At 41.7% G+C, this 23,060-nt stretch carries 17 protein-coding genes and 3 pseudogenes; 11 read left to right on the top strand and 9 right to left on the bottom strand.

What is annotated here, in order from left to right; genetic code table 11:
- The first annotated feature begins 164 nt into the window (after positions 1-164).
- The 6 genes and pseudogenes from CDG76_RS26215 (at position 165) to CDG76_RS26190 (ending at position 5,109) form a co-directional block, all read left to right on the top strand.
- Positions 165-491, top strand: coding sequence for a hypothetical protein (locus CDG76_RS26215; protein WP_094351803.1), 327 nt, complete (start codon positions 165-167; stop codon positions 489-491).
- A gap of 79 nt (positions 492-570) precedes the next feature.
- Positions 571-1,119 carry a GIY-YIG nuclease family protein gene (locus tag CDG76_RS26210; protein WP_094351802.1) on the top strand — a complete coding sequence of 183 codons (549 nt, stop codon included), beginning with the start codon at positions 571-573 and terminating at the stop codon, positions 1,117-1,119.
- Between the two features lie 48 nt (positions 1,120-1,167).
- Positions 1,168-2,625 (top strand): protein kinase domain-containing protein, encoded by a 1,458-nt coding sequence (locus tag CDG76_RS26205; RefSeq protein ID WP_094351801.1) that lies wholly within the window; start codon positions 1,168-1,170, stop codon positions 2,623-2,625.
- 688 nt (positions 2,626-3,313) lie between these two features.
- The gene (locus CDG76_RS26200) at positions 3,314-3,673 is read left to right on the top strand and encodes a Mo-dependent nitrogenase C-terminal domain-containing protein (RefSeq protein WP_094351800.1); all 360 of its coding nucleotides are present in this window, start codon (positions 3,314-3,316) and stop codon (positions 3,671-3,673) included.
- Between the two features lie 21 nt (positions 3,674-3,694).
- A pseudogene (locus CDG76_RS26195) lies at positions 3,695-3,968 on the top strand (cupin domain-containing protein).
- 394 nt (positions 3,969-4,362) lie between these two features.
- The gene (locus tag CDG76_RS26190) at positions 4,363-5,109 is read left to right on the top strand and encodes a creatininase family protein (RefSeq protein ID WP_094351798.1); all 747 of its coding nucleotides are present in this window, start codon (positions 4,363-4,365) and stop codon (positions 5,107-5,109) included.
- A 201-nt stretch (positions 5,110-5,310) separates the two neighbouring features.
- Here CDG76_RS26190 and CDG76_RS26185 read toward each other — a convergent pair.
- From CDG76_RS26185 to rimI, 7 genes and pseudogenes are all read right to left on the bottom strand, one after another.
- Positions 5,311-5,863 (bottom strand): annotated as a pseudogene (locus tag CDG76_RS26185) (Uma2 family endonuclease).
- A gap of 129 nt (positions 5,864-5,992) precedes the next feature.
- Positions 5,993-8,950, bottom strand: a complete 2,958-nt coding sequence (locus CDG76_RS26180; protein WP_094351797.1) for a calcium-translocating P-type ATPase, PMCA-type — start codon at positions 8,948-8,950, stop codon at positions 5,993-5,995.
- Between the two features lie 149 nt (positions 8,951-9,099).
- Complete coding sequence (locus tag CDG76_RS26175; protein ID WP_094351796.1) at positions 9,100-9,801, bottom strand: matrixin family metalloprotease; 702 nt, start codon at positions 9,799-9,801, stop codon at positions 9,100-9,102.
- A gap of 95 nt (positions 9,802-9,896) precedes the next feature.
- Positions 9,897-10,472, bottom strand: coding sequence for a TerD family protein (locus tag CDG76_RS26170; RefSeq protein ID WP_094351795.1), 576 nt, complete (start codon positions 10,470-10,472; stop codon positions 9,897-9,899).
- 58 nt (positions 10,473-10,530) lie between these two features.
- Positions 10,531-11,106 carry a TerD family protein gene (locus CDG76_RS26165; RefSeq protein ID WP_094351794.1) on the bottom strand — a complete coding sequence of 192 codons (576 nt, stop codon included), beginning with the start codon at positions 11,104-11,106 and terminating at the stop codon, positions 10,531-10,533.
- Positions 11,107-12,148: 1,042 nt separating this feature from the next.
- The gene (locus CDG76_RS26160; protein WP_094351793.1) at positions 12,149-14,617 is read right to left on the bottom strand and encodes an ATP-dependent Clp protease ATP-binding subunit; all 2,469 of its coding nucleotides are present in this window, start codon (positions 14,615-14,617) and stop codon (positions 12,149-12,151) included.
- Positions 14,618-15,035: 418 nt separating this feature from the next.
- Positions 15,036-15,587, bottom strand: a complete 552-nt coding sequence (gene rimI / locus CDG76_RS26155; RefSeq protein WP_094351792.1) for a ribosomal protein S18-alanine N-acetyltransferase — start codon at positions 15,585-15,587, stop codon at positions 15,036-15,038.
- 92 nt (positions 15,588-15,679) lie between these two features.
- Here rimI and lysA point away from each other — a divergent pair, with 92 nt between their 5' ends.
- The 3 genes from lysA to CDG76_RS26140 all read left to right on the top strand — a co-directional run bounded on the left by lysA (position 15,680) and on the right by CDG76_RS26140 (position 19,110).
- Complete coding sequence (gene lysA, locus CDG76_RS26150) at positions 15,680-17,095, top strand: diaminopimelate decarboxylase (RefSeq protein WP_094351791.1); 1,416 nt, start codon at positions 15,680-15,682, stop codon at positions 17,093-17,095.
- A gap of 345 nt (positions 17,096-17,440) precedes the next feature.
- Complete coding sequence (gene cdaA / locus CDG76_RS26145) at positions 17,441-18,364, top strand: diadenylate cyclase CdaA (RefSeq protein ID WP_094351790.1); 924 nt, start codon at positions 17,441-17,443, stop codon at positions 18,362-18,364.
- Entirely contained in the window at positions 18,361-19,110 is a 750-nt protein-coding gene (locus tag CDG76_RS26140) for an isoprenyl transferase (protein WP_094351789.1), read from the top strand. Before cdaA ends, CDG76_RS26140 begins: the two co-directional genes overlap by 4 nt.
- Positions 19,111-19,175: 65 nt before the next feature.
- Here CDG76_RS26140 and CDG76_RS26135 read toward each other — a convergent pair whose 3' ends face one another.
- A complete protein-coding gene (locus CDG76_RS26135) occupies positions 19,176-20,192 on the bottom strand; it encodes a potassium channel family protein (RefSeq protein ID WP_094351788.1) in 1,017 nt (338 codons plus the stop codon).
- A gap of 431 nt (positions 20,193-20,623) precedes the next feature.
- Here CDG76_RS26135 and CDG76_RS38615 point away from each other — a divergent pair.
- Positions 20,624-20,761 (top strand): annotated as a pseudogene (locus CDG76_RS38615) (Uma2 family endonuclease); the annotation flags it as partial.
- 314 nt (positions 20,762-21,075) lie between these two features.
- Complete coding sequence (locus tag CDG76_RS26125; protein WP_094351786.1) at positions 21,076-22,356, top strand: aspartate aminotransferase family protein; 1,281 nt, start codon at positions 21,076-21,078, stop codon at positions 22,354-22,356.
- A 74-nt stretch (positions 22,357-22,430) separates the two neighbouring features.
- On the opposite strand, the gene CDG76_RS26120 is transcribed toward CDG76_RS26125, so the two are convergent.
- Entirely contained in the window at positions 22,431-23,036 is a 606-nt protein-coding gene (locus tag CDG76_RS26120) for a DUF4129 domain-containing protein (RefSeq protein WP_094351785.1), read from the bottom strand.
- Positions 23,037-23,060 lie beyond the last annotated feature (24 nt).

Raw genomic sequence — 23,060 nt, 5'->3', positions numbered from 1 at the left:
CTTAATCCCCTCCCCGCTTGCGGGGAGGGGAGACAAAGCGTAGCTTTGGCGGGGGTGGGGTGCAATGACTGTGGTTAGCATAACTAATTATGCGGACATGATATAATATATTGCCTATCTCTCTATATCATTTAGTCGTTAATAACTAGCTATTAATACAAAAAATGTCACTTAAAATAGTTCATAGCTTTGATGGCAGTTTCACTCTTGAAGCTCAAGCTCAAGAAACTCTATTCAATTTATTGACAAGCGTTGCTTTCTTGAACCAAATTTGCCAACAGTTGGGGTGTGAACGACTTAAATTTACAGAATTACTTTTCCAACCAGTTCCTTACAGCTTAACTACCACTAAAGGAATGCCAGCGGAATTTGAAAAATATCATGAATCTGATGAGTATGTCATCATTAATGTGCCACCAAATTTCATGTTCAGTGCTAAGATTTTTAAGCCCAGTCGCCTTTGCGCAATTTACCAAAAATTAATTGAGTAATGAATAATTTTAAAGATAACTTTTTTATAATTCGCAATTTTCAATTATGAAGGCAAATAGTAAGTTTGATATTTGATCTATGGCTTCTGAAACAAATCTTTCTTCTTTGGCAACTCTGGAATATATTCCTTATATAGACGATCGCGGGCAATTACCCGAACAATTTCAAAGTAAAATCGGGGTATATGCTATCTTTGACCAAAACAAAGTGCTGCAATTTGTAGGATATTCCCGTGATGTTTATCTTAGCCTGAAGCAGCATTTAGTTCGTCAGCCACAGCAATGCTATTGGGTAAAAGTTCAAACTATTGAACGTCCTAGCCGCACAATTTTAGAAAATACTGAAAATGCTTGGATTGCTGAAAATGGCAGTGTGCCTTGGGGTAATGGGGATAATAAGGAAAAATGGACTCATCCCATTGATGTCAAAGTTGTAATGACACCTGAAGAACAGGCAAGTTATCAAAATCCAGCTAATGATGAATTAGCACAAATAAAAGTTCTTAAAAACGTGGCACGGAGAGTAGAAGCAGAAATTTCAACGCAATTGTTAGAAGTGCGTGGTTTGCAAATGCAGATTCGTTTCAATCCTAAATTGAAAGAAGAAGGTTTACTAGATTTGAAATGAAGGTAGTTTTGGGGAAAACTATCTTATGAATATCGCTTGTAATCTCCCATGACAATACAGCTACTGAACGATCGCTATCAAGTTATCCGCACACTGGGGGCTGGTGGGTTTGGTGAAACCTATCTAGCTGAAGACACCTATATGCCTTCAAAGCGCCATTGTGTGGTTAAACAGCTAAGACCGATTCACAACAATCCCCAAATTTACCAGTTAGTCCAAGAGAGGTTTCAACGCGAAGCAGCTATTTTAGAAGAACTCGGTGGCACAAATGACCAAATTCCGGCATTATATGCTTACTTCTCTTCAGGTGGACAATTTTACTTAGTTCAAGAATGGGTTGAAGGCGATACCTTAACTGGAAAAGTCCAGAAGCAGGGGCTATTTAGTGAAGGTGCTGTCCAGGAATTATTCATGAATTTATTACCTGTCCTGGATTACGTTCACTCGAAGCATATTGTTCACCGCGATATTAAGCCAGATAATATTATTGTGCGTCATCGGGATGCTAAACCAGTGCTGATTGATTTTGGTGCTGTGCGGGAGTCAATGGGAACAGTAGTAAATTCTCAAGGCAATCCTACCAGTTCCATTGTGATTGGTACACCTGGCTATATGCCAAGCGAACAAGCCGCAGGTAGACCTGTTTATTCTAGTGATTTATACAGTTTAGGAATGACGGTAATTTATTTGCTCACTGGTAAACAGGCGCAACAACTAGAAACCGATTCTCAAACGGGTGAAATTGTCTGGCGGCAATACGCCAGTCATGTTAGCCCAATTATGGCAAGAGTAATTGAGCGGGCGATCGCTTATCATCCACGCGATCGCTACCCTACAGCCAGAGCAATGCTAGATTCTTTGCAGAGCATAGCAAATCCAATTCCACCGACGCAACCCCTCTTGACTCAACCGACTGTAGTCCCTGCACCGCCACCTCAGACAGTGCCTATCAAACCACAGCCTAACCCTCAAAGTAGTAATAGTCAGAATAATATTCTCATGGGCAGTTTGATAGCAGGTGGGTTAATTGGTGCATCTGTGATTATTAGTCAAGTGTTACCCAAATCTTCTCAACCCATAGCAGATAAAACGGTATTACCTTCAGAAACACCGTCAAATGTTACAAGCCCAGTGATAACTCCTACATTTACACCAACTACCCCATCTATTCCAACTCAATCACCTTCCGCGACCACATCAATACCGCCAGTTGATACCACAACTCTCAACAATTATCTCTGGCTTTCTCAAAGACTTGTAACTGATGCAGATTTGGATGGTAAAAGCGGTTTTGAACTAGATATTATGCGAAATTCGATTTTTGCCATTCATGGCCGCGGTTTTGATAATACTGAATTGCAAAATTACTTTAATAACCAACCTTGGTATCGTCCTAAATATTCACCAAAGACATTTCCACCTAAATTGCTGTCAAAATTAGAGCAAGAGAATGTAGAATATATCAGCAAATATCAGGTTAATACTGGGTTAAGATATTTTAAATAACTAAGTTTTTCATAATCGGGGAGTGAAAACTGGGGAAAATAACCAATACTTTTCTACAAGAGGCTCTGCTAACGGCAAAATCTCACAGTGAGTAGTAGTTGCACAAAGCTGATTATATAAAACTGTAGATTTACTCAGTACAAGTGCCCTTTGCTCTTGTGTAAGTCCTTATATTAGTTTTGACTTATCAATCGATTTATTGCTACTTATTAGATAATATCTAGGTTAGTTTGTGTAGTATATCGGACAATTATATGGATATTCAATACTCTAAAATCGAAAGATATTAGGGGCTAATCCTAGCGAAATGTATGTAGGGTCAGAACAAAACTGTGTTTGTCTGTCATAAACTATATCTTTAGATACTAGTCAGTTTCAGAACCAAGTATTTATATATAATATATAAGATTCCTATCTGTAAGATTAGAAATCGATAAGTTAAAGAAATGCCATTTTTATATTTTCTTTGTTATTTTGTATTTAACGGGACAGTTCTTCATCATTTGGTGGGCTTAAATAACAATTAGTTAAACCATTTCCCTTCCCAAAGATGCATGTAAATTATTTGCATTATGCTTTTTTTGCTTCTGAATCTCCAAGCACAATGCAAATTGACCAAAAATATTACATGTGAACATTTTCGATCGGTAAATAGTTCATCTACACAAGGAAAGCCTTGCCTAAAACTATGCTTAAAACACAGAGTCATCGTATTTTTTTGCCTGCTTTTATTAAACCTTTAGAAGAAAAGAATCAAATAGGTAGTAAAAAGCAATTTGCTCTACCCAAATTAGATTTATTGCAACCATTACGTCAATGGCTCGATAAAATCGAGATTCAGAATCGGAAATTAGCCAAATTTATTGCTAAACTAATTCCTGCTCAGTGTCCATTCGAGCGTGATATCATGCTTTTTGGCCGCAAAATAGCTCATATTCCGCCAATGTGCAAGCTGAATCCGCTTTATAACGAACTTGTCTACTTGCGTTTTCGCGCTTTGTGTTATCTAGTAGATCAGTGTGGAGAGGATATTCAATCTTACTGCTGAATATAACTAGAAAAAAACAATATGGAAATTAAAATTGAGCATCAACTTAAGACTTGAATATCTCAATGAATTAGGTGTATTTAAATGGGAAATTTGGAAAAAGGAAGTTTCAAAATTCCCTTGGACTTATGATTCTCAAGAAACTTGCTATTTTTTGGAAGGTGACGTACTTGTTACTCCTGATGGGGGAGAACCAGTGCAAATAGGTAAGGGCGATTTAGTGATTATTCCCGCTGGTATGTCCTATACATGGGAAATTACAAAGGACGTAAAAAAGAATTATTACTTTGAGTAGTCAAAAATCAAAATTGATCAAGTTTTTTCTTGATTATCCAGAAAAGCAACATTTCATAAATCAATTTTGATTTCTATTATCGGAAGGTTCTCGGCGAGTATCGTAGGATAAAATGGCAGAATCGGCCAATTGTTTATATCTATCTCTGTCAAAACTCGTTGTGACTCCATTCTCTAAACAATCTTCGTAGAAATAGATATTCTAATTCTCTCCAAATTTGGCAGTAAACAAAGATCCCCGACAACTTCTGCGAAGTCGGGGATCTTGTGCGATCGCCAGCACAAAAAATTCAGAGAGTTCATAATCGTGTTAGTGGGAGTTTAGTTACGGAAGATGCTATTTAGTAGCAAAAGGTTTCATCCCACCGCAATTTTATTGAGGAAAATCATTAACAATGTTACTGCATTTAAGTACTTGGCAAGAAGTCGAAGCTTATTTACAGCAGTCAAAGGGGATTATTTTTCCTATTGGTTCCACAGAACAACATGGGCCAACGGGGTTAATTGGTACTGATGCTATTTGTGCAGAAGCGATCGCAGCTGGTGTAGGTGATGCAACTCAAGCGATCGTTGGCCCTACAATCAATGTGGGGATGGCACTACACCATACTGCTTTTCCTGGCACAATCAGTCTGCGTCCCAGCACTTTAATTCAAGTAGTACGAGATTATGTAACTTGTTTAGCCAAAGCTGGTTTTAGCAGATTCTACTTTATTAACGGACATGGCGGTAATATCGCCACCCTCAAAGCTGCTTTTTCAGAAACTTACGCGTATTTAGAAGATTTGCAGATTGCCAATGCTCAACAAGTGCAATGTCAAGTGGCAAACTGGTTTATGTGCGGTTCTGTATATAAACTAGCTAAAGAATTATATGGGGATCAAGAAGGTTCTCATGCAACGCCAAGTGAAGTAGCCCTCACCCAGTACGTTTATCCAGAGGCGATTAAGCAAGCACCTCTTTCACCAGAAGTTGCAAGCGGACATAGGATTTATAGCGCTGCTGACTTTCGAGTACGTTATCCAGATGGACGCATGGGATCAAATCCAGCTTTAGCAACGCCTGAACATGGTAAGCAATTTTATGATTTAGCAGTGAAAGAACTTAGCAGTGGCTATTTGGAATTTGTGAACGCAGAATAAAACTCATGAAAAGACATTGTAGAGATGCGGGTAAAATCGTGTCTCTGCATAAAATATCTTGAGAAAAGTTATTAAACATCTGGTGAAATTAAATATGTGTTATCCAGAATCCTTGTAGAGATGCTAGCGGGGTGAAATCAGTTCAATTTCGTGTATTTACCTTCTTATGGTTCAAAAATATAAAAAAGTCTGTAAATTATCTTAGCTGTTAATAATTTGTTCAACTGCAACAGAAACATCTGGGAATGCAAGGGGTTGAATTATTTCCCCAGTCAATGTCAGTTTTGTAGCGTACTCTGCATCTAAGATTTCTCGATACACCACCAGGTGTAACTTTTTTAGATTAACAACCCAATATTCTAAATATACCTGCTTCTGCATAGATTTTGCTTTTTGTCTCTAAATCTTTTTCTAAACTAGAGTTAGCGTACTCAATCAACCAGAAAATATTTTCTGGATAGGGATGATGCTGTCGATACTCGCGTCCTAAAGGTTGGACAATGGCAATATCTGGCTCTGGTTCCGAGTCGTTGGGTAGGGTAATTGGTTTAGCATGACGAATTTTGGCGCGTCCAGCCAATAATTTCGCTAGATAGTCACCAGCTTCACCACTACTATAAGCGTGAGGTTCTCCTTCTGCGAAGATTTCGACAATTTCTCCTTTGAGTAATTCTACTTTGCGATCGCTCAAAATGTTAGCGTCAATCATGCGGTGATATTCGTCAATCGTCCACTTAGCAACTATCACACTCATGACGATTGATTCCTCCTAACGATGCTTTATATTCTCCCATTTTAAAGGCACTTCATTTTACTCAACCCCTTGGGATTAAAACTACCGATACTGTTTTTGACATCGGTTTACCAACCATCTGCCAAGTAGTTAATAGGATTCTCGCAGATGACTTTTCAATTTCAATCGCATTATGAAGCGCCATAGCTCACCAATAAAAAGCACTGTCGATGTTCCAACAATTACACTTATCCAATCCACGAAAGACAAAGGTACTGTTCTAAAAACGTTACCACCAAACTGAATAATCAATATCTGTCCGACAAAAATGGTGATAGCGATCGCTACAAATCCTTTATTCTTAGACAAGCCTTTGAAGGCAGACTGCTTTAACCCCAAGCATCGAGCATTGAACAAATTCCAGAACTGTAACATTACGAACACGCCGAAGAACACGGAAAGCTCATAAGGAGTGATTTCCCCATCCCGACGGATATAGCGTAAGAAACCAACCAGAAAAATCAAAAATGCTAACCCAACAGTAAAAATATTCTGTGCCATTGCTTTGGTGACAATAAAGGCTTGCGGGTTACGAGGAGAGTGCTGCATGACGCTTAAATGAGGGGGTTCTGTCGCCAAAGCCAAAGCAGCAAAGGTATCCATAATTAAGTTCACCCAGAGCATTTGGGTGACAGTTAGAGGTAGCGCTACACCGATAAATGGCCCAATTAAAGCAATTCCCAACGCCACAACGTTGATTGTTAACTGAAACAGAATAAATCGTTGGATATTTAGGTAAAGCGATCGCCCCCAAACAACTGCATTTACAATACTGTGGAAAGAATCGTCAAGCAAAATGATATCACTAGCTTCTTTAGCGATCGCTGTACCACTTCCCATTGCTAAACCTACCTGAGCTTGCTTGAGAGCAGCTGCATCGTTTGTACCATCTCCGGTGACACCTACCACCTGACCATTTTCCTGTAACAGTTTCACAAGCCGCAGCTTATCAAGTGGTCGCGCTCTGGAAAGTACCTTTAATTGCAGCACCGCCTGATTTGCTTCTTCGTCACTCAGTTGGGCAAATTGTTGACCAGTCAAATGTAAATAACCGCTATTAAAGTCATCTTCTTCTTGCCAAAGTCCAATTTGACGAGCAATTTCCTTAGCCGTCTCCGAGTTATCACCTGTTACAACTTTCACTTCTATTCCTGCGCGTAAACAGGCTTGGATCGCATCAGGTACTTCTGGACGCAAGGGGTCTGAAATTGCCACAAACCCTAGCCAAGTCATATCGTGAGCAAGTTCGTCCAAGTTCGTCTGACTCGAATGCTGTGAGACGTTATGATAAGCAAACCCTAGTGCCCGCATTCCTCGTTTTTGATATTCTTTAATTGCAGATGCGATCGCGGCTTTATTCTTAAGTGATTCTAGTCCTTGCTCTGTGAGAATCTGTGAGCAACGCTCCAAAATTACCTCTGGCGCTCCTTTCACATAAAGCACATCCTCTCCCGTTACAGAGGAAATGCCGATTGTAGCCATATATTTTTGATGACCAGAAAAAGGCATTCGGGATTTGATTTGAAAGTTACCCCGGTAGGATATGTAATCAATATCCTGGCTATCTAGCCATAAAAGTAAAGCTCCTTCTGTGGGATTGCCAATGGGACGAGAAGGCTGCAAAGGTTTTTTCTCTAAATCAGCAGTACTATTAACTGCGATCGCCTCTGCTATTAACCCTTTAACATCTTTAAGTGCTGGCAACAATTGAGAATTCAGACTAGGAAAATTGACTTCATACACCCGCATTTGATTTTGGGTAAGAGTGCCAGTTTTATCAGAGCAAATTACCGTAGCTGAACCAATTGTTTCGCAAGCGTGCATCCGACGCACCAAATTATTGGAAGCCGCCATCTTTTTCATACTGTAGGCAAGGCTGAGGGTAACACTCATCGCCAAACCTTCTGGCACAGCTACCACAATAATTGTCACAGCTACCATAAAGTAGTGCAGTAAGGCTTTAGCAACACTACTAGTAACCCAACTATTTATAGAGCTAGGAATTAGTCCTAGAGGATAGCCTAAACCAAGTCCGATAGTGAAAAATACTAGTACTATCCCAACTCTTTTCAGCCAACTAAGAAAACTATTATTTTCCAGCCATTTTGGTGCTGCAAGTTTGCTACCAGCTAACTCCAAACCATCATAAACCACAGGTAGCCATACTCGGCTAAGTGCTATTAACACACTAATAATTGATAGTCCGACAACATACCACTGTTGAGAACTCAGGCTTAATTCTTTAGTGACAAAACCGCGTACCAGCAAAGATACGAACGTGAAACCAGCAAATCCCAGACCAACGACACCAATCAGTTTACTAAGTTTTTCTAATTGATGATTGAGCGGTGTGTCTTGTGTGTTTTCGATGCTAGTAATTGCTGTTGCCAATTTACCAATTTCTGTATTATCACCAACAGCAGTGACTTCAAAATAACCCTCTCCTTGTTCAACAATCGTACTGCGATAAATCTTGTAAGCTGGGTAAGTTCCCTCTTCAATACCTTGATTTTCTGCGTCGGACTGAGTAAGCTTTTTGACTGGTTCCGCTTCTCCCGTGATTTTTGACTGGTCAATTTCTAGAGAAATTTCTTCTAAAATTTGTCCATCAGTTGGGATTTCTTCACCTTGTTCCACATATACAACATCACCAAAAACTAAATCTTTACGCTTAACGGTGGTAAAGCTATTATCCCGAATGACTTTGATAAAAACTTCGTCATAAACTTGGTTGAGAATATCAAATTCTTTACTGGCTTTGTATTCGTTGGCAAAAGCGAGAGTTGTCGCTAATAAGATAGCAGCTACAATACCTAAGCCTTCAGCATATTCTCCCTCAAAAATACCGACACTAATAGCGATCGCCGCCGCAATCATCAGAATCCGAATTACTGGATCTTCAAATTTTGCTAAGAACAATTTCCACAATGGCTCGCGTTCTGGAGGAGTAAGAATGTTAGCACCGTACTTTTCGCGGTTAAGTTTTACCTGAGCCGATGTGAGTCCCTGAAATGGCAGAAGGCGATCGTTGACTTTACGAGTAAGCATATTCAGTTTTTGTACCTAAATAAATGGATTAAAATCTAAAACTCCTTTAGCTAAAAAGAGTGCTGCCAAAGGAGAATATTGAATGCTTTTCAAAGTAAATAATGACGAATTTCCAACACTTGATCAAAGTTCAGAAGTTCAATACCAATTCATGTTGATGAAGATTTATGTTTGCGAATTGCATTATTCATCAAGATGATCTGCTCAACATGAAATGAGGGAGGCATCAAACTGTGAATTCCATGATCGAGTCCATCGTGCATCACATCTGTTGGTAGTTGGGAGTGGTCTAATCCCAAAGTGTGACCAATTTCGTGGGTGATAGTATTAGCAATCAAGTTAGACAATTGAGCCAAATTTAGACTTGCCTGATCAGAGACATGAAGTATTTGATCTATGCGAACAGCAGCAATATTTGTCACTTTGCCATGACTGAAACTAGCTATTCCTAAGTAGTCAACTGGTTGCTGATCAATTAACACATAGATATGGGTAAAATTTTGGTTCCACTCTTTTTCATCGGGTGGTTCTGAGGTCAAAAACACATTGATACTTCTAAAAGCACTGAAGACTTTAGCAAGTGCATCTGCCATAACTTCTAGTATGGTGCTATTATCTTCAGTATCGATAATCATGCCTGAAATATTGACCCAAAGACAATGGCGAATTTCGCTATTTTTTCCAACAATCAACCATCCACAATATGGACACAGTTGCCAATTATTTTGGATACGGGAGCGGCAACCTTGACAGCAAGATTTTGAAGGTCTATCAAGGTTAATACGTTCCCAAATCGGAACTTGAAGCTTACGGCTAGCTTTAGTTAGATTCAGGCGGTCGTAGAGCGACATTTTACTTGGAGCCAGCTACCCAGCTAAAGCCAAAATGATAGTAATCGTCTGCCTCTTTATGTCCACTCTGTAAACTAATTGCCATACTCAATCTCCTAGCTAAAACGCTCTAGTAAAGCTTTTAATCCACCTTGATAACCTGAACCAACGGCATTTAAACGCCACTCTCCGTCTTTACGATAGAGTTCAGCCATAATTAATGCAGTTTCGACTGAGTAATCCTCCACTAGGTCATACCGGACTACTTCTTGATTGCTCTGAGCATTAACGACGCGCACAAAAGCATTTTGAACTTGACCAAAATTTTGCTTCCGTTCTGCGGCTTCGTGAATGGTTACAGTAATAAAAATTTTATGAACCTCAGCAGGAACCTTTTGGAGATTAATTTTGATGACTTCATCATCACCATCGCCTGCGCCTGTTAGATTATCTCCTGTGTGTTGAACTGAGTTATTTGGATCTGGGCTGAGAAGATTGTTGTAGAAAATGAAGTGGTTATCTGAAATTAGTTTATCGTTACTCCCCACTATGAAAGCTGATGCATCTAAATCAAAAGCGCAGCCAGTGTCCATTGCTTTGACATCCCATCCAAGACCAACGAATACCTCAGTTAGTCCTGGTGCAACTTTATCGAGTGATATACGTTGTCCTTTTGTAAGTGTAACTGCCATGATTTGGTAGACTCCTTAAATTTTTCACTAATATCAGTTATGTCTTTGCAATAATTGCCTATTTGTAGCGTTCGAGAAGTGCTTGTAAGCCGCCTTGATAACCCGAACCTACAGCGTTGAGACGCCATTCATTGTCTTTAAAGTAAAGTTCAGCCATAATCATGGATGTTTCTGTGGAGTAGTCTTCCACAAGGTCGTAGCGAACAACTTCTTCATTAGTTTGAGAATTAACAACTCGCACAAAGGCATTTTGCACCTGACCAAAATTCTGACGCCGCACCTCGGCTTCATGAATCGTCACTGCAATTAGAATTGTTTGAATATCAGCAGGAACTTTTTTGAGATTAATTTTGATGACTTCATCATCTCCTTCACCAGCGCCTGTGAGATTATCTCCAGTATGTTGAATTGATTTCTCTGGATCGGGACTTGTTTGGTTGTTATAAAAGATGACGTGAGCATCAGAAATCAGCTTTCCATTTGCATTTAATAGAAAGACAGATGCATCTAAATCAAAGTCTTGACCTGTGTCTGTGGCTTTCACATCCCATCCTAAACCAACAAACACTTCGGATAGACCTGGTGCAACTTTTTCAAGTGAAATACGCTGGACTTTTGTTAATGTAATTGTCATTTCTCAATTGTCCTATCGAGATAATTGTTGTATGCAAAGGTACAAAAAATCTGCATAAAATTGGTAGCAATGCACTGAAAGCATTACTATAAAATTAGCTTTTTAATATCACTTGATCTTTTGAGATGTATTCACCCCTGACTGATATTAATGAAAAGCTGTTATTTAAACTATTACAGATTCACTCTTTAACATTATGTGTTTTTTTTACAACCAGCCTTGATAAAAATATTTAATTTATATTTTGTTGAATTGAGTTTTTTTTTAAGCGTTACTACTCAAGCTGTTAATCAATCTATAAGTTATGAAATATAGCAATCCGATTTGATTTGTGAAAAAATCTAAGTATATGTAGTGGACTGTCTAGGCTAAAATGTTGCAAAAAAATTGTAGGTTGGGTGGAGGCTTTGCGTAACCCAACATCCTGATATATGTTGGGTTGCGCTCCGCTCCACCCAACCTACATCTAATGCACATATTTAGCCTTGCCACGCCAGTAGGGTGCATTAGGAAGGAGTGCGTTATGCTTCGTTAACGCATCCTACGTGTATTTCAGAAATCAAATTTTTCAGTTCATCTATATTTGAGGAAAACTTTAGTTCACTATTTTGCTGTAAATCTGACAGTTATCTTCAATGTCGCAAAGCAATAAAAGAGGGTTCTTCAGTACCTGTTATGCCAAATTATTAGTTAAACATCAAAACTAGACTTTAAAATCAAGTTTAGAACGCTTAAGTCCCAAGAATAGCCTAAAATGTTAAAAACAATGCCTGCTTTTGTTGTGCAGCAATGTTTTCAGCTTTTTAGCAGATTAATTTAGCATACTAAGTACTGAAGATCCTAAAAGAGCATATGGAGGGGAATGACTTGGATCTATCCATACTTCCATAAATTCCCAGTTATTCTTCATTGGATCTGGTGGGGGAATAACGCGGTATTCGTCGTCTGCATTAGACATATTCAAACAAAAAAACGGTAGAGCAATTAATACTCTACCGTTTTTTAATTTGGGATTTAATCTAAAAATCCCAAATCCTAAATCTTACTCAACACCTTGGGGTAACAATTCCCGACGCTGTTCAGAACTAACTTGCACAACGCCATTTTCATCCACATCAACAAGGGCTGTATCGCCATCCTTGATACGACCAGACAGAATTTCCTCTGCTAGGCTATCTTCTAACAGGCGCATAATTGCCCGACGTAATGGCCTCGCGCCGTAGCTGGGACTGTAACCTTCAGTGATCAACCGATCCTTGAAGCGATCTGTGACTTCTAAGGTGATACCCTTTTCCGTCAGACGACCAAATACTTCCTTGAGCATAATTTCGGCGATTTGGGTCACTTCCGGCTTGTTCAACTGACGGAAGACGATAATTTCATCGAGTCGGTTGAGGAACTCTGGACGGAAGTACTGTTTGAGTTCTTCGTTGACCAAGGAGCGAATCCGGTTGTAAGTTGACTCGCTGGCATCTTCGGAGAATTCAAAGCCGATACCGCTACCGCCTTTTTCAATTACCTTAGAACCAATATTGGAAGTTAAAATCAGCAAGGTGTTCTTGAAGTCTACCGTGCGACCTTTGGCATCAGTTAACCGACCGTCTTCCAAAATTTGCAGCAGCATATTGAAAACATCGGGGTGTGCTTTTTCGATTTCGTCGAACAACACCACGGTGTAAGGACGCCGCCGCACGGCTTCAGTCAGCTGACCACCTTCGTTATAACCAACATAACCTGGAGGGGAACCAATCAGCTTGCTGACGGTGTGACGCTCCATGTATTCGGACATATCTAAGCGGATCATCGCTTCTTCGGAACCGAAGAAGTAAGCAGCTAAGGATTTCGCCAACTCGGTTTTACCTACGCCAGTAGGCCCAGAGAAGACAAAGCTAGCTATGGGTCGGTTGGGATTTTTCAATCCGACACGAGCGCGACGGATTGCCCGTGAAACTGCCTTCACAGCTTCATCTTGACCGATTAAACGCTGGTGCAAGGTGTCTTCCATGTGCAGCAGCTTTTCAGATTCAGATTCGGTGAGTTTGTTCACCGGTACTCCAGTCCAGGAAGCGACAATGTGAGCAATGTCTTCTTCTGTAACTACAGGTTCTTCACCTTCTGTGCCAGTTGCATTGGTCTTGCTTTGAGCGATGGCGCGGATTTCGGCTTTGATTTCCATTTCGCGATCGCGCAATTCTCCTGCTTTGTCAAAGTCTTGAGAGCGCACTGCATCATCTTTTTCTTTTAATATCTGACGCAGTTCTTTGTCTAACTCTTTGGCTGCGGGTGGCAGTTGGGAGTTAATCAAGCGCACTCTAGAACCAGCTTCATCAACTAAGTCGATGGCTTTATCTGGCAGGAAGCGATCGCTAATGTAACGATCTGATAACTTCGCCGCCGCTACCAATGCTTCGTCGGAGATTTTCAGTTTATGGTGTTGCTCGTAGCGTTCGCGCAGACCATATAAGATTTCAATTGTTTCATCAACTGTCGGTTCGCCAACCATTACTGGTTGGAAACGCCGCTCTAGCGCTGCATCTCGCTCGATGTGCTTCCGGTATTCATCTAGGGTTGTAGCTCCGATGCACTGCAACTCACCTCTGGCCAAAGCTGGCTTGAGGATATTCGCTGCGTCAATAGCACCTTCAGCTGCACCCGCACCAATTAAGGTGTGTACCTCATCAATCACGAGAATGACATTACCCGCCGAGCGGATTTCATCCATGATTTTTTTCAAGCGTTCTTCAAATTCACCCCGGTACTTGGTTCCTGCTACGAGCAAACCAATATCGAGCGTGACGACGCGTTTATCTTCGAGGATGTCAGGGACATCTTTAGTGGCAATGCGTGAAGCTAAACCTTCAGCGATCGCTGTTTTACCAACCCCTGGTTCCCCAATTAGCACGGGGTTATTTTTGGTTCGGCGACCCAAAATTTGAATCACTCGCTCAATTTCCTTGGCGCGTCCCACCACTGGATCGAGCTTATTATCGATTGCCATCTGGGTCAGGTTTGAGCCAAATTCATCCAGAGTCGGGGTTTTTGTGCGCCCGGATGAGCCGCCTGGTGAAACTTCGGCAGTTTCTCCCAACATACGGATAACTTGGGTTCTGACCTTAGATAGATCCACACCGAGGTTTTCTAGCACCCTGGCTGCGACGCCTTCCCCTTCGCGGATTAGGCCCAACAGCAGATGCTCGGTGCCAATGTAGTTATGCCCCAGTTGGCGTGCTTCTTCCAAGGAGAGTTCTAAAACTCGCTTTGCCCGTGGCGTAAACGGAATTTCCACGGCAACAAAGCCTGATCCCCGTCCTATAATTTTTTCAACTTCGATTCGGGCATCTTTGAGATTGACGCCCATTGATTTCAGCACCTTCGCAGCCACACCAGTGCCTTCGCCAATTAGACCCAGGAGGATCTGCTCGGTTCCGACAAAGTTGTGACCTAAACGGCGGGCCTCTTCTTGGGCCAGCATGATTACCTTAATGGCTTTTTCTGTGAAGCGCTCAAACATGGCTTTATCCCATCATCTGCGGTCGTGCCGGTATGCTGATTTTAGCACAGGCAAAGCTTTTGGATGCCTGTATAACAGATTATAGACATCCTGAAGCTATGACTTTAGTTGATGGGCTAATTGTTAACTATTGACTACTCTTATCTGGCTAGTGTACTGAGGAGCTTTAGTTCACCAGCGTTTTTGGGATTTATTACAAATAGCTGACTGCTTAGGTTAAGGGTTTTTTGACTCAATCCCAAACATTTATATGTAACATATATATTTTTTAATATCAAGCAAAAATAATTTATATATTATATTGTTATGAGAAAACAGTTTTTCATAATATATTCAAATTTAAATTAGCGTAGTAAAGTTGCATTTTTTTGCTGAGGGCGATCGCAAGCCCCAATAATTCAAAATTAATAATGCCCAACTACTTAAAAAGCAAGTGCCAAGAGGATTTTTCCAGGCGATCGCTGACAATGGAATACCATTGGTCTAAAGTTGCTTTAAATTTGCGGTGTTGTAAATCTGGCAGCCAAAGGATTAAAGCATCTTCATCGTTATCTTGGTAGTAACGCCGCCGCCGCCCTGCTGTTTTGAAGCCAAATTTTTGATATAAAGATATAGCCCCCAAATTGGAAGCTCGCACTTCGAGGGTAGCTCGCTCCATTTTGCGATCGCAAGCTGTCTTAATGAGTGAATATAATAAAGCCGCACCCATTCCTTGACGGTGATATTGAGGATGAACCGCCAAAATTGTAATGTGGGCTTCATCTAAAATTGACCAAAAGCAACCCATTCCTAGCAAACTTGTGCTGGAGGAGGGAGAAAATAAACCGAGTAAATCGCTGTTGGGACTATCCAATTCTCGTTTGTAGCCGTCCAGAGTCCAAAGTCCACCAAAACAAGCTCGATCGAGTTCCAGAATAGCACTGAGATTTTCTAATGTCAGTAATTTAATTTCTAAGTCTAATGAGATCACATTTATTGAATAACGTTACAAACCCTTTGTACACTGGGAATCAGGAGACAAACTCAAAGCCCGTAATTTGAACAAGGAAAATTTTTATAGTTATGGTATCGACTCACCCCACTGGGGTTCAACATTCTGGAAGTCAATATTTACCTCAAAGACACGACACCAAGGCAAATCCATCACCTAATCAAGAACTTTTACCTTTGACTGCCAGAGTTCATCATCATGACCTCTTGGAAATTGGTGGGTGTGATGTCACGACCCTAGTTGAGCAGTTTGGTTCACCTTTATATATTTTAGATGAAGAAACCCTGCGTTCGGCTTGTCAGCAATACCGAGATACTTTCAAGCAATACTACAAGGGCGAATCTCAAGTATTGTACGCCTCAAAAGCTTGGAATTGTTTAGCAGTTTGTGCGATCGCCGCATCAGAGGGTTTAGGAATTGATGTCGCATCAGGCGGTGAACTTTACACCGCGCTGCAAGCAGGTGTCAATCCTGAGAAAATCTATCTTCATAACAACAATAAATCTCGTGAAGAACTGATTTTTGCCACTGAAGTCGGTTGCACTATTGTCGTGGATAACTGGCACGAGTTACGCACAATGGTTGAAATTGTTGAGAGGGCAAATTCCCCCTCTGTACATCCTCGATTCCTGTTGCGTCTGACCCCAGGTATTGAATGTCACACACATGAATATATCCAAACGGGGCAACTAGATAGTAAATTTGGCTTTGATCCAAATGAGTTAGAGGAATTATTTACTTTTGTCAGCAAACAGTCTTTCCTTAACTGCGTAGGGTTACATGCTCATATCGGTTCCCAAATTTTTGAGCGCCAACCGCATCGAGATTTAGCCGCTCTGATGGTGCAGTGGTTGCGGGAAGCGGCAAAGTATGGTTTAAAACTGACAGAGTTAAATGTCGGCGGTGGTTTAGGGATTAAGTATATAGAATCAGACGATCCCCCCAGCATTGAAGAGTGGGTGAAACCGATTTGTGAAGTAATTCAAGAAGCTTGTGCAGCCGAAAATTTACCTTTGCCAAAATTATTGTGTGAACCGGGGCGATCGCTAATTGCCACAGCTTGCGTTACTGCCTATACTATTGGTTCATCCAAAGTTATCCCAGAAATTCGTACCTACGTAGCAATTGATGGCGGAATGTCTGACAATCCCCGCCCGATTACTTACCAATCAGTTTATCGGGCAGTTGTTGCCAATAAAATGTCTTCTCCCCTAAGCCAAACAGTCACAATTGCTGGTAAACATTGTGAATCAGGAGATATTCTGATTAAAAATGCTCTCCTCCCAAAGACTGAACCAGGGGATATTCTCGTAGTTATGGGAACTGGTGCGTACAATTACAGTATGGCATCTAACTACAACCGCTTGCCCCGACCGGCAGCAGTCGTAGTGGCGAATGGCGAAGCAAATTTAATTTTGCAACGTGAAACTTATGAAGATTTAATTCGACAAGATCGCCTACCAGAAAGACTGAAAAATAGTCATTAGTCCTTGGTCATTGGTGAGCCAGCACGGTCTTCTCCCAAAGGGAGAGGCTAGCGCCTTCGCAAAGCGTCTCGTAGAGAAGGGGGTTTCCCCCATGAGTGACTGGCGTTAGCAAAGCGGTAGCGACGCAGGAGCGTCACCCGTAAGGGTCATTAGCTAGGAGCTAAACCCCGTCTATTTTGAAACCTAGAGTTTTTGAAGAGAGTATATTATTCTGTCGTGGCTTAAGTTTTGAGCTTTAGCCTCATTACAAAAAACTACGGTTTTCACAGTAGACGCGGTTTAATAACAAATGACAAATGACAAATGACTAACCGTAATTAGAGGCAAAAGTTTAATCCAGATGTCATGAGAGATTGGTGGAAGCAATGGCTGGCAAACCTGGGGTGGTCACAGTCCTTGCTACTTGGGACTCTGGATATTGTGTTGGTGCTGGCGCTGACGTACATGATACTAGTTATTATTAGTGAGCGCCGGACACTATGGATGGTGCGGGGATTCATTATCTTAATGCTAGCCTCAGCACTAAGTGGCAGATTCGGACTACCTCTGCTAAGTTTTGTACTAGAAAAGTTGGTGATTGGTTGTGCTGTGGCGATGGCAGTTGCTCTACAGTCAGAGTTTCGGCGGTTTTTGGAGCAATTGGGACGTGGCGAATTCCGCCAGATGTTTCAACCCGACCGTCTGGCAATCCCCAAATCTGATAGTGTAATTGATGAAATTGTTGAGGCTGTTAAAGAATTGTCAAAAAACCGCATTGGAGCTTTACTAATTGTGGAAACCACAGGGCCAATTGATGAGCGAGATTTTTCTGTGCCAGGAGTAAAGCTAAATGCGGAAGTTTCTAAAGAACTAATCCAGACAATTTTTCAGCCGAAAACTTTGTTACACGATGGAGCGACATTGATTCGTGGCTCACGGATTATATCATCGGGTATAATTTTACCACTTTCGGGACGCACAGCCTCGCGCCAGTTGGGAACACGCCACCGAGCGGCAATGGGAATTACTGAGCGGGTCGAAAATTGCATTTGTGTCGTTGTCTCTGAAGAAACGGGTTCTATTTCCTTAGCGGAACGGGGAACCCTAAATAGACCGCTGACGATTCGGAAACTGAAAGAGTCATTAGAAGCTCTTTTGTCTCCAACCGTAGATAGGGAAGCTGTTGCTCCTGGTCTGTTGAGTTTTGTTCGTCGGATAGGTGGCAAGACACTAGCACTAGTTTCACGTTTACTCAGATTACCATCGACCGCTTCTCGAGATAAAAAATGACAGCACAACAAACTAAACTGCAAGATTTACCTACTGATTTAAAACGAGAACTATTGCCGCAGCACGTTGCGGTAATTATGGATGGTAATGGTCGATGGGCTAAACGTCAGGGTCTACCCCGAATTATGGGTCATAAACGAGGAGTAGATGCTCTTAAGGATTTACTTCGCTGTTGTCAGGATTGGGGAATTCAGGCGTTGACAGCTTATGCTTTTTCAACGGAGAACTGGAAAAGACCGCAGGAAGAAGTAGATTTTTTGATGACTCTGTTTCAAAGAGTTTTGCGCCAAGAACTGCGGGAAATGGTCGAAGAGAATGTTCAAATTAAATTTGTAGGGAATTTGCAAGACCTGCCGCGATCGCTCCAACAAGAAATTTCCCGTTCAATGGAGGAAACTAAGGATAATCGTGGTATCCGATTTTCAGTAGCAACTAATTATGGCGGACGGCAGGAAATTTTACAAGCTTGTCAGGCGATCGCAAAGCAAGTTCAGCAAGGTATGCTACAACCCAATGAAATTAATGAACAGGTGTTTGAGAGCCACTTGTACACAGCCGGAATTACTGACCCAGATTTGTTAATTCGCACCAGTGGAGAAATGCGCCTCTCAAATTTTCTTCTCTGGCAAATGGCTTATGGGGAAATTTATATTACCGATGCTCTCTGGCCCGATTTTGACCGTGCCGAATTTCATCGTGCCTTGTGCGCCTACCAGCAACGGGAGCGGCGATTTGGGAAAGTCTAAATCTGTTTACGCAATTAGACTATACAAACAATATCTAATTAGTATAAAAAAGTAATTAAATAAAATCAAGTATTTTTCGGTCGTCGCAGTTTCTTGGAATTCATTGGACCGAGAATTTGATTCAGGCTACGCAATTGCTCTGCTGTACCCATACCAATTAGCCGATCTCCTGGCATTAAAATCGTATCGCCAGTGGGGCCACCGATTAAAGTCCCATCAACACGGCGAATTGCGAGAACCAGTGCCCCAGATTGCGATCGCAATCTCGCCTTTTGCAAACTTTGACCCACAAAAGGACAGAAAGCCGGGTCGAGTAAAAATTCTTCCATATACAACTGGCGATCTGCACCTGTCAAAATCCCATCTACAAAGTCCAACACCTGGGGTCTGAGTGCCGCAGCAGCCATGCGCTTACCACCAGTAATATAGGGGGATATCACTTCATCTGCGCCACCCCGTCGTAACTTCTGCAAAGCTTCTTCTGTACTTGCCCGTGCGATCACTCGAATCCCCGAATTCAGTGTTTTAGCTGATAATACAATGTATAAATTTTCAGCATCAGAAGGAAGGGCTGCAACGATACAAACCGCCCGTTCAATACCAACTTTCAAAAGAGTATCATCTAATGTAGCGTCGCCTTGGTATGCTGTGTAACCTTCAGTCTGCGCCCTTTGCACAGATTCCATGTCAGCATCAATCACCACAAAAGGTGCCTCTTCTGCCCGAAATTCCTTGGCAATTTGGCGACCAGTCCGACTAAATCCACAGATAATGTAATGTTCTGTCAGGGATTCCATTAACCGCCTCTGTTGCTGTAGCCGAATTCCTTCTTGAAAGTAGCCTTGAATAATCGCTTCTGTAAATCTGTTGACAATGTAACCGATATTGACTACACCCAACAAAATCAGGGCAATGGTAAACAATCGTCCTCGGCTACCTAGTGGGTGCGTCTCTCCGTATCCCACAGTCGCTAAAGTGATGACTGTCATGTAAGCTGCATCTTCCCATGACCAGCCCTCCACTAACGAGTACCACAAAGTGCCAATGAAGAAAACACCGCCAAGAGCGATCGCCCCAGCCATCAACTCTTTTTGGATACGTTGATATTTTTGCTCAAGTGTTGAGAATGAGGTAAAAATAGTACTTTTAACCTAATTTTTCTAGTTTTCTAGTAACTTTTTAATATTCGTCCTTTTTAGTATATTTAATCTAAGTAAGTGGGCAAGAATAAATCAAACTAAGTTACGCCATGTAAAATTAATTAAATTGTCTCTTAGTACAGCTTTGCATTAATTCGTAGCGGTTTTAAACGCAAAGGAACGCTGAGGAAAACGCAGAGGTACACAGAGGGATTCGCTATGAACTTACGACATTATGTACTTAGCAAGGGCTGAAGCCGCTTACTATAAACCTTTAATTATTCATGCCCACTTACTTAGAAGTTATCTAAATAACTCATAACTACTTAGCTTTTTTCTTATTTTCAGCTTATAAGTTTCGCATTGAGGATTGACTAAAACTACCTTATGGCTGCCCCAAAACAGCATTGGTAAAACCATCTGAAAGTGAATCCGCTTATTTATCAGATGTGCTGTTGTTAAACCGCCCCAATCTAGCAAATCAACCTCTGTGGAAAAAAGAATCTACTTTACGACTTACACACTATACAAATTTATTATCTTGTGCATCAACAAAAATAGGTCGTTTCAGGCTTGGACATCAGTGAGAAAACCCCTACACTCTACCCAAGATTTGGACAAGCTACGCCTATGGAAATTGCCTGTCGCTCATACTGTTGCTCAAGCGTTGAGTACAAAATTTTTTTCAGCACCGCCATGCCTTTGAGGTTACATAAGCGTTAGCCTAAGAAGAAGTACGAGTTGTGCTAAATAAAAAGTATTTTTTAGGGATTTCTAGGAAACTAGTAAATAACTATATAATGAAAAACTTTCAGGAGGAGCGGTAGTGAGCCTACAAACTCTCGTTGACCAAGCCACCATCCCCCCAGATTCAGGGTCAGCATCTAGTCCCTTTGATACAGATAGCTTTAATGAAGCTGTCATGTCTACCTACGCCCGGTTTCCCTTAGCCCTAGAACGGGGTGCTGGATGCCGGGTTTGGGATACGCAGGGGCGGGAATATTTGGACTTTGTAGCGGGAATTGCTACTTGTACTTTGGGACACGCCCACCCAGCGATGGTAGAAGCGGTAACACGCCAAATCCAAAAGCTGCACCATGTCTCTAATTTGTATTACATTCCTGAGCAAGGTGAATTGGCAAAATGGCTTGTCGATCATTCCTGTGCCGATCGCGTATTTTTCTGCAACTCTGGAGCTGAAGCTAACGAAGCCGCAATTAAACTGGCGCGGAAATACGCTCACACAGTATTAGACATTGAAAAACCAATTATTTTAACCGCCCATGCCAGTTTCCACGGACGGACTTTGGCAACGATTACCGCCACTGCCCAACCCAAGTATCAAAAGTACTTTGATCCTTTAGTTCCTGGGTTCCACTACGTAAATTACAACGATATTAACGCTGTGGAAGTGGCAATTAGCGAGTTGGATGAAGGCGATTATCGGGTAGCAGCTATTCTGATCGAGCCATTGCAGGGAGAAGGCGGTGTACGTCCAGGAGATGTTGCCTATTTCAAAAAGCTCCGGCAAATTTGCGATGAAACTGGCGTTTTGTTGATTTTCGACGAAGTGCAAGTTGGTATGGGGCGTAGCGGCAAATTATGGGCTTACGAACATCTCGGCGTTGAACCGGATATTTTCACCAGTGCTAAAGGCTTAGGTGGTGGTGTCCCCATCGGTGCAATGATGAGCAAGAAATTCTGCGATGTTTTTCAACCAGGAGAACACGCTAGCACCTTTGGTGGAAATCCTTTTGTGTGTGGTGTAGCACTCAGTGTTTGTCAGACATTGGAACGGGAAAATATTTTGCAGAATGTGCAAGATAGGGGCGAACAATTGCGATCTGGATTGAGAGCGATCGCGGCAAAATATCCTCAGCAAATTAACGAAGTTCGGGGTTGGGGTTTAATCAACGGTTTGGAGTTACGAGCCGATATTCAACTAACCGCAGCCGATGTCGTCAATGCTGCCATCAAGGAAGGTGTATTGCTAGTACCAGCCGGGCCAAAAGTAGTCCGGTTTGTGCCACCGTTAATTGTTACAGAGGCGGAAGTCAACACTGCCTTGCAAGCTGTGGACAAGGCGATGTCTAACGACAAGCCGTAGAACGTCTACGCAATTCTCACCAAATAGAATGTTGTTTGTTTTGTGTAGAGACGTTGCAATCCAACGTCTCTTTTTCATTCCGGGGAAATTTCTCGATAAGCTTGCCGACACTGCTCATAATTGTCTGGCAAAATCTCGGCATTACCAAAACATAGTTGCTCGTGAGTGGTAATTAAAGTTTCATAGGGCTGTATGGGAGTCACAGACGATCGCAGCAATTGCAGATATTCTCCATCAGTACGGCTGAGTTTGTGGGGTGCGATCGCATTTTTATCCAACTGCTGCAACATTGCTAAATAAACACAACGGCAAGCCTCACGGTAATTACCTTGACGGTAGAATTCTTGCGATCGCTCCAACAAAAGGGCTATGGATGACTCATTAGAGCGATTTTTGACGCGAAAATCAGTGAGATTGCCACTTCTATTTAGCCAAGAATATATATAGGGACTGAATTCTCGCCATAATCGCCAACCCACCCACGCTACAAATAATCCCAGTACCAGCCAAAACAGGAATTTCAGCAATTCACCAAGCCTTGGACTAATTGACCATCCAGTAGGCAATTCTGGTAAAGCCCGTTCAAAGCGGTAAAACTGGTATTCCCACCATTCACCCGCTTGTTGTTGGAATTGAGACAACTGCCAACTCCAGCTAGTTTTTTCAAAAGTATCTGTCATAGAGGAGAGTGGGGAGTGGGGGGA

This window comes from Nostoc sp. 'Peltigera membranacea cyanobiont' 210A, assembly GCF_002246015.1.
In the GTDB taxonomy this organism is placed as follows: domain Bacteria; phylum Cyanobacteriota; class Cyanobacteriia; order Cyanobacteriales; family Nostocaceae; genus Nostoc.
The sequence above is the reverse complement of the archived record's forward strand: the minus strand, read 5'-3'. Positions and strand labels throughout refer to the sequence as shown.

Coding starts and splice junctions, on each gene's coding strand:
- CDG76_RS26215 (WP_094351803.1), top strand. CDS start 165: ATGTCACTTAAAATAGTTCATAGCTTTGATGGCAGTTTCACTCTTGAA.
- CDG76_RS26210 (WP_094351802.1), top strand. CDS start 571: ATGGCTTCTGAAACAAATCTTTCTTCTTTGGCAACTCTGGAATATATT.
- CDG76_RS26205 (WP_094351801.1), top strand. CDS start 1,168: ATGACAATACAGCTACTGAACGATCGCTATCAAGTTATCCGCACACTG.
- CDG76_RS26200 (WP_094351800.1), top strand. CDS start 3,314: ATGCTTAAAACACAGAGTCATCGTATTTTTTTGCCTGCTTTTATTAAA.
- CDG76_RS26190 (WP_094351798.1), top strand. CDS start 4,363: ATGTTACTGCATTTAAGTACTTGGCAAGAAGTCGAAGCTTATTTACAG.
- CDG76_RS26180 (WP_094351797.1), bottom strand. CDS start 8,950: ATGCTTACTCGTAAAGTCAACGATCGCCTTCTGCCATTTCAGGGACTC.
- CDG76_RS26175 (WP_094351796.1), bottom strand. CDS start 9,801: ATGTCGCTCTACGACCGCCTGAATCTAACTAAAGCTAGCCGTAAGCTT.
- CDG76_RS26170 (WP_094351795.1), bottom strand. CDS start 10,472: ATGGCAGTTACACTTACAAAAGGACAACGTATATCACTCGATAAAGTT.
- CDG76_RS26165 (WP_094351794.1), bottom strand. CDS start 11,106: ATGACAATTACATTAACAAAAGTCCAGCGTATTTCACTTGAAAAAGTT.
- CDG76_RS26160 (WP_094351793.1), bottom strand. CDS start 14,617: ATGTTTGAGCGCTTCACAGAAAAAGCCATTAAGGTAATCATGCTGGCC.
- lysA (WP_094351791.1), top strand. CDS start 15,680: ATGGTATCGACTCACCCCACTGGGGTTCAACATTCTGGAAGTCAATAT.
- cdaA (WP_094351790.1), top strand. CDS start 17,441: ATGAGAGATTGGTGGAAGCAATGGCTGGCAAACCTGGGGTGGTCACAG.
- CDG76_RS26140 (WP_094351789.1), top strand. CDS start 18,361: ATGACAGCACAACAAACTAAACTGCAAGATTTACCTACTGATTTAAAA.
- CDG76_RS26135 (WP_094351788.1), bottom strand. CDS start 20,192: ATGGCTGGGGCGATCGCTCTTGGCGGTGTTTTCTTCATTGGCACTTTG.
- CDG76_RS26120 (WP_094351785.1), bottom strand. CDS start 23,036: ATGACAGATACTTTTGAAAAAACTAGCTGGAGTTGGCAGTTGTCTCAA.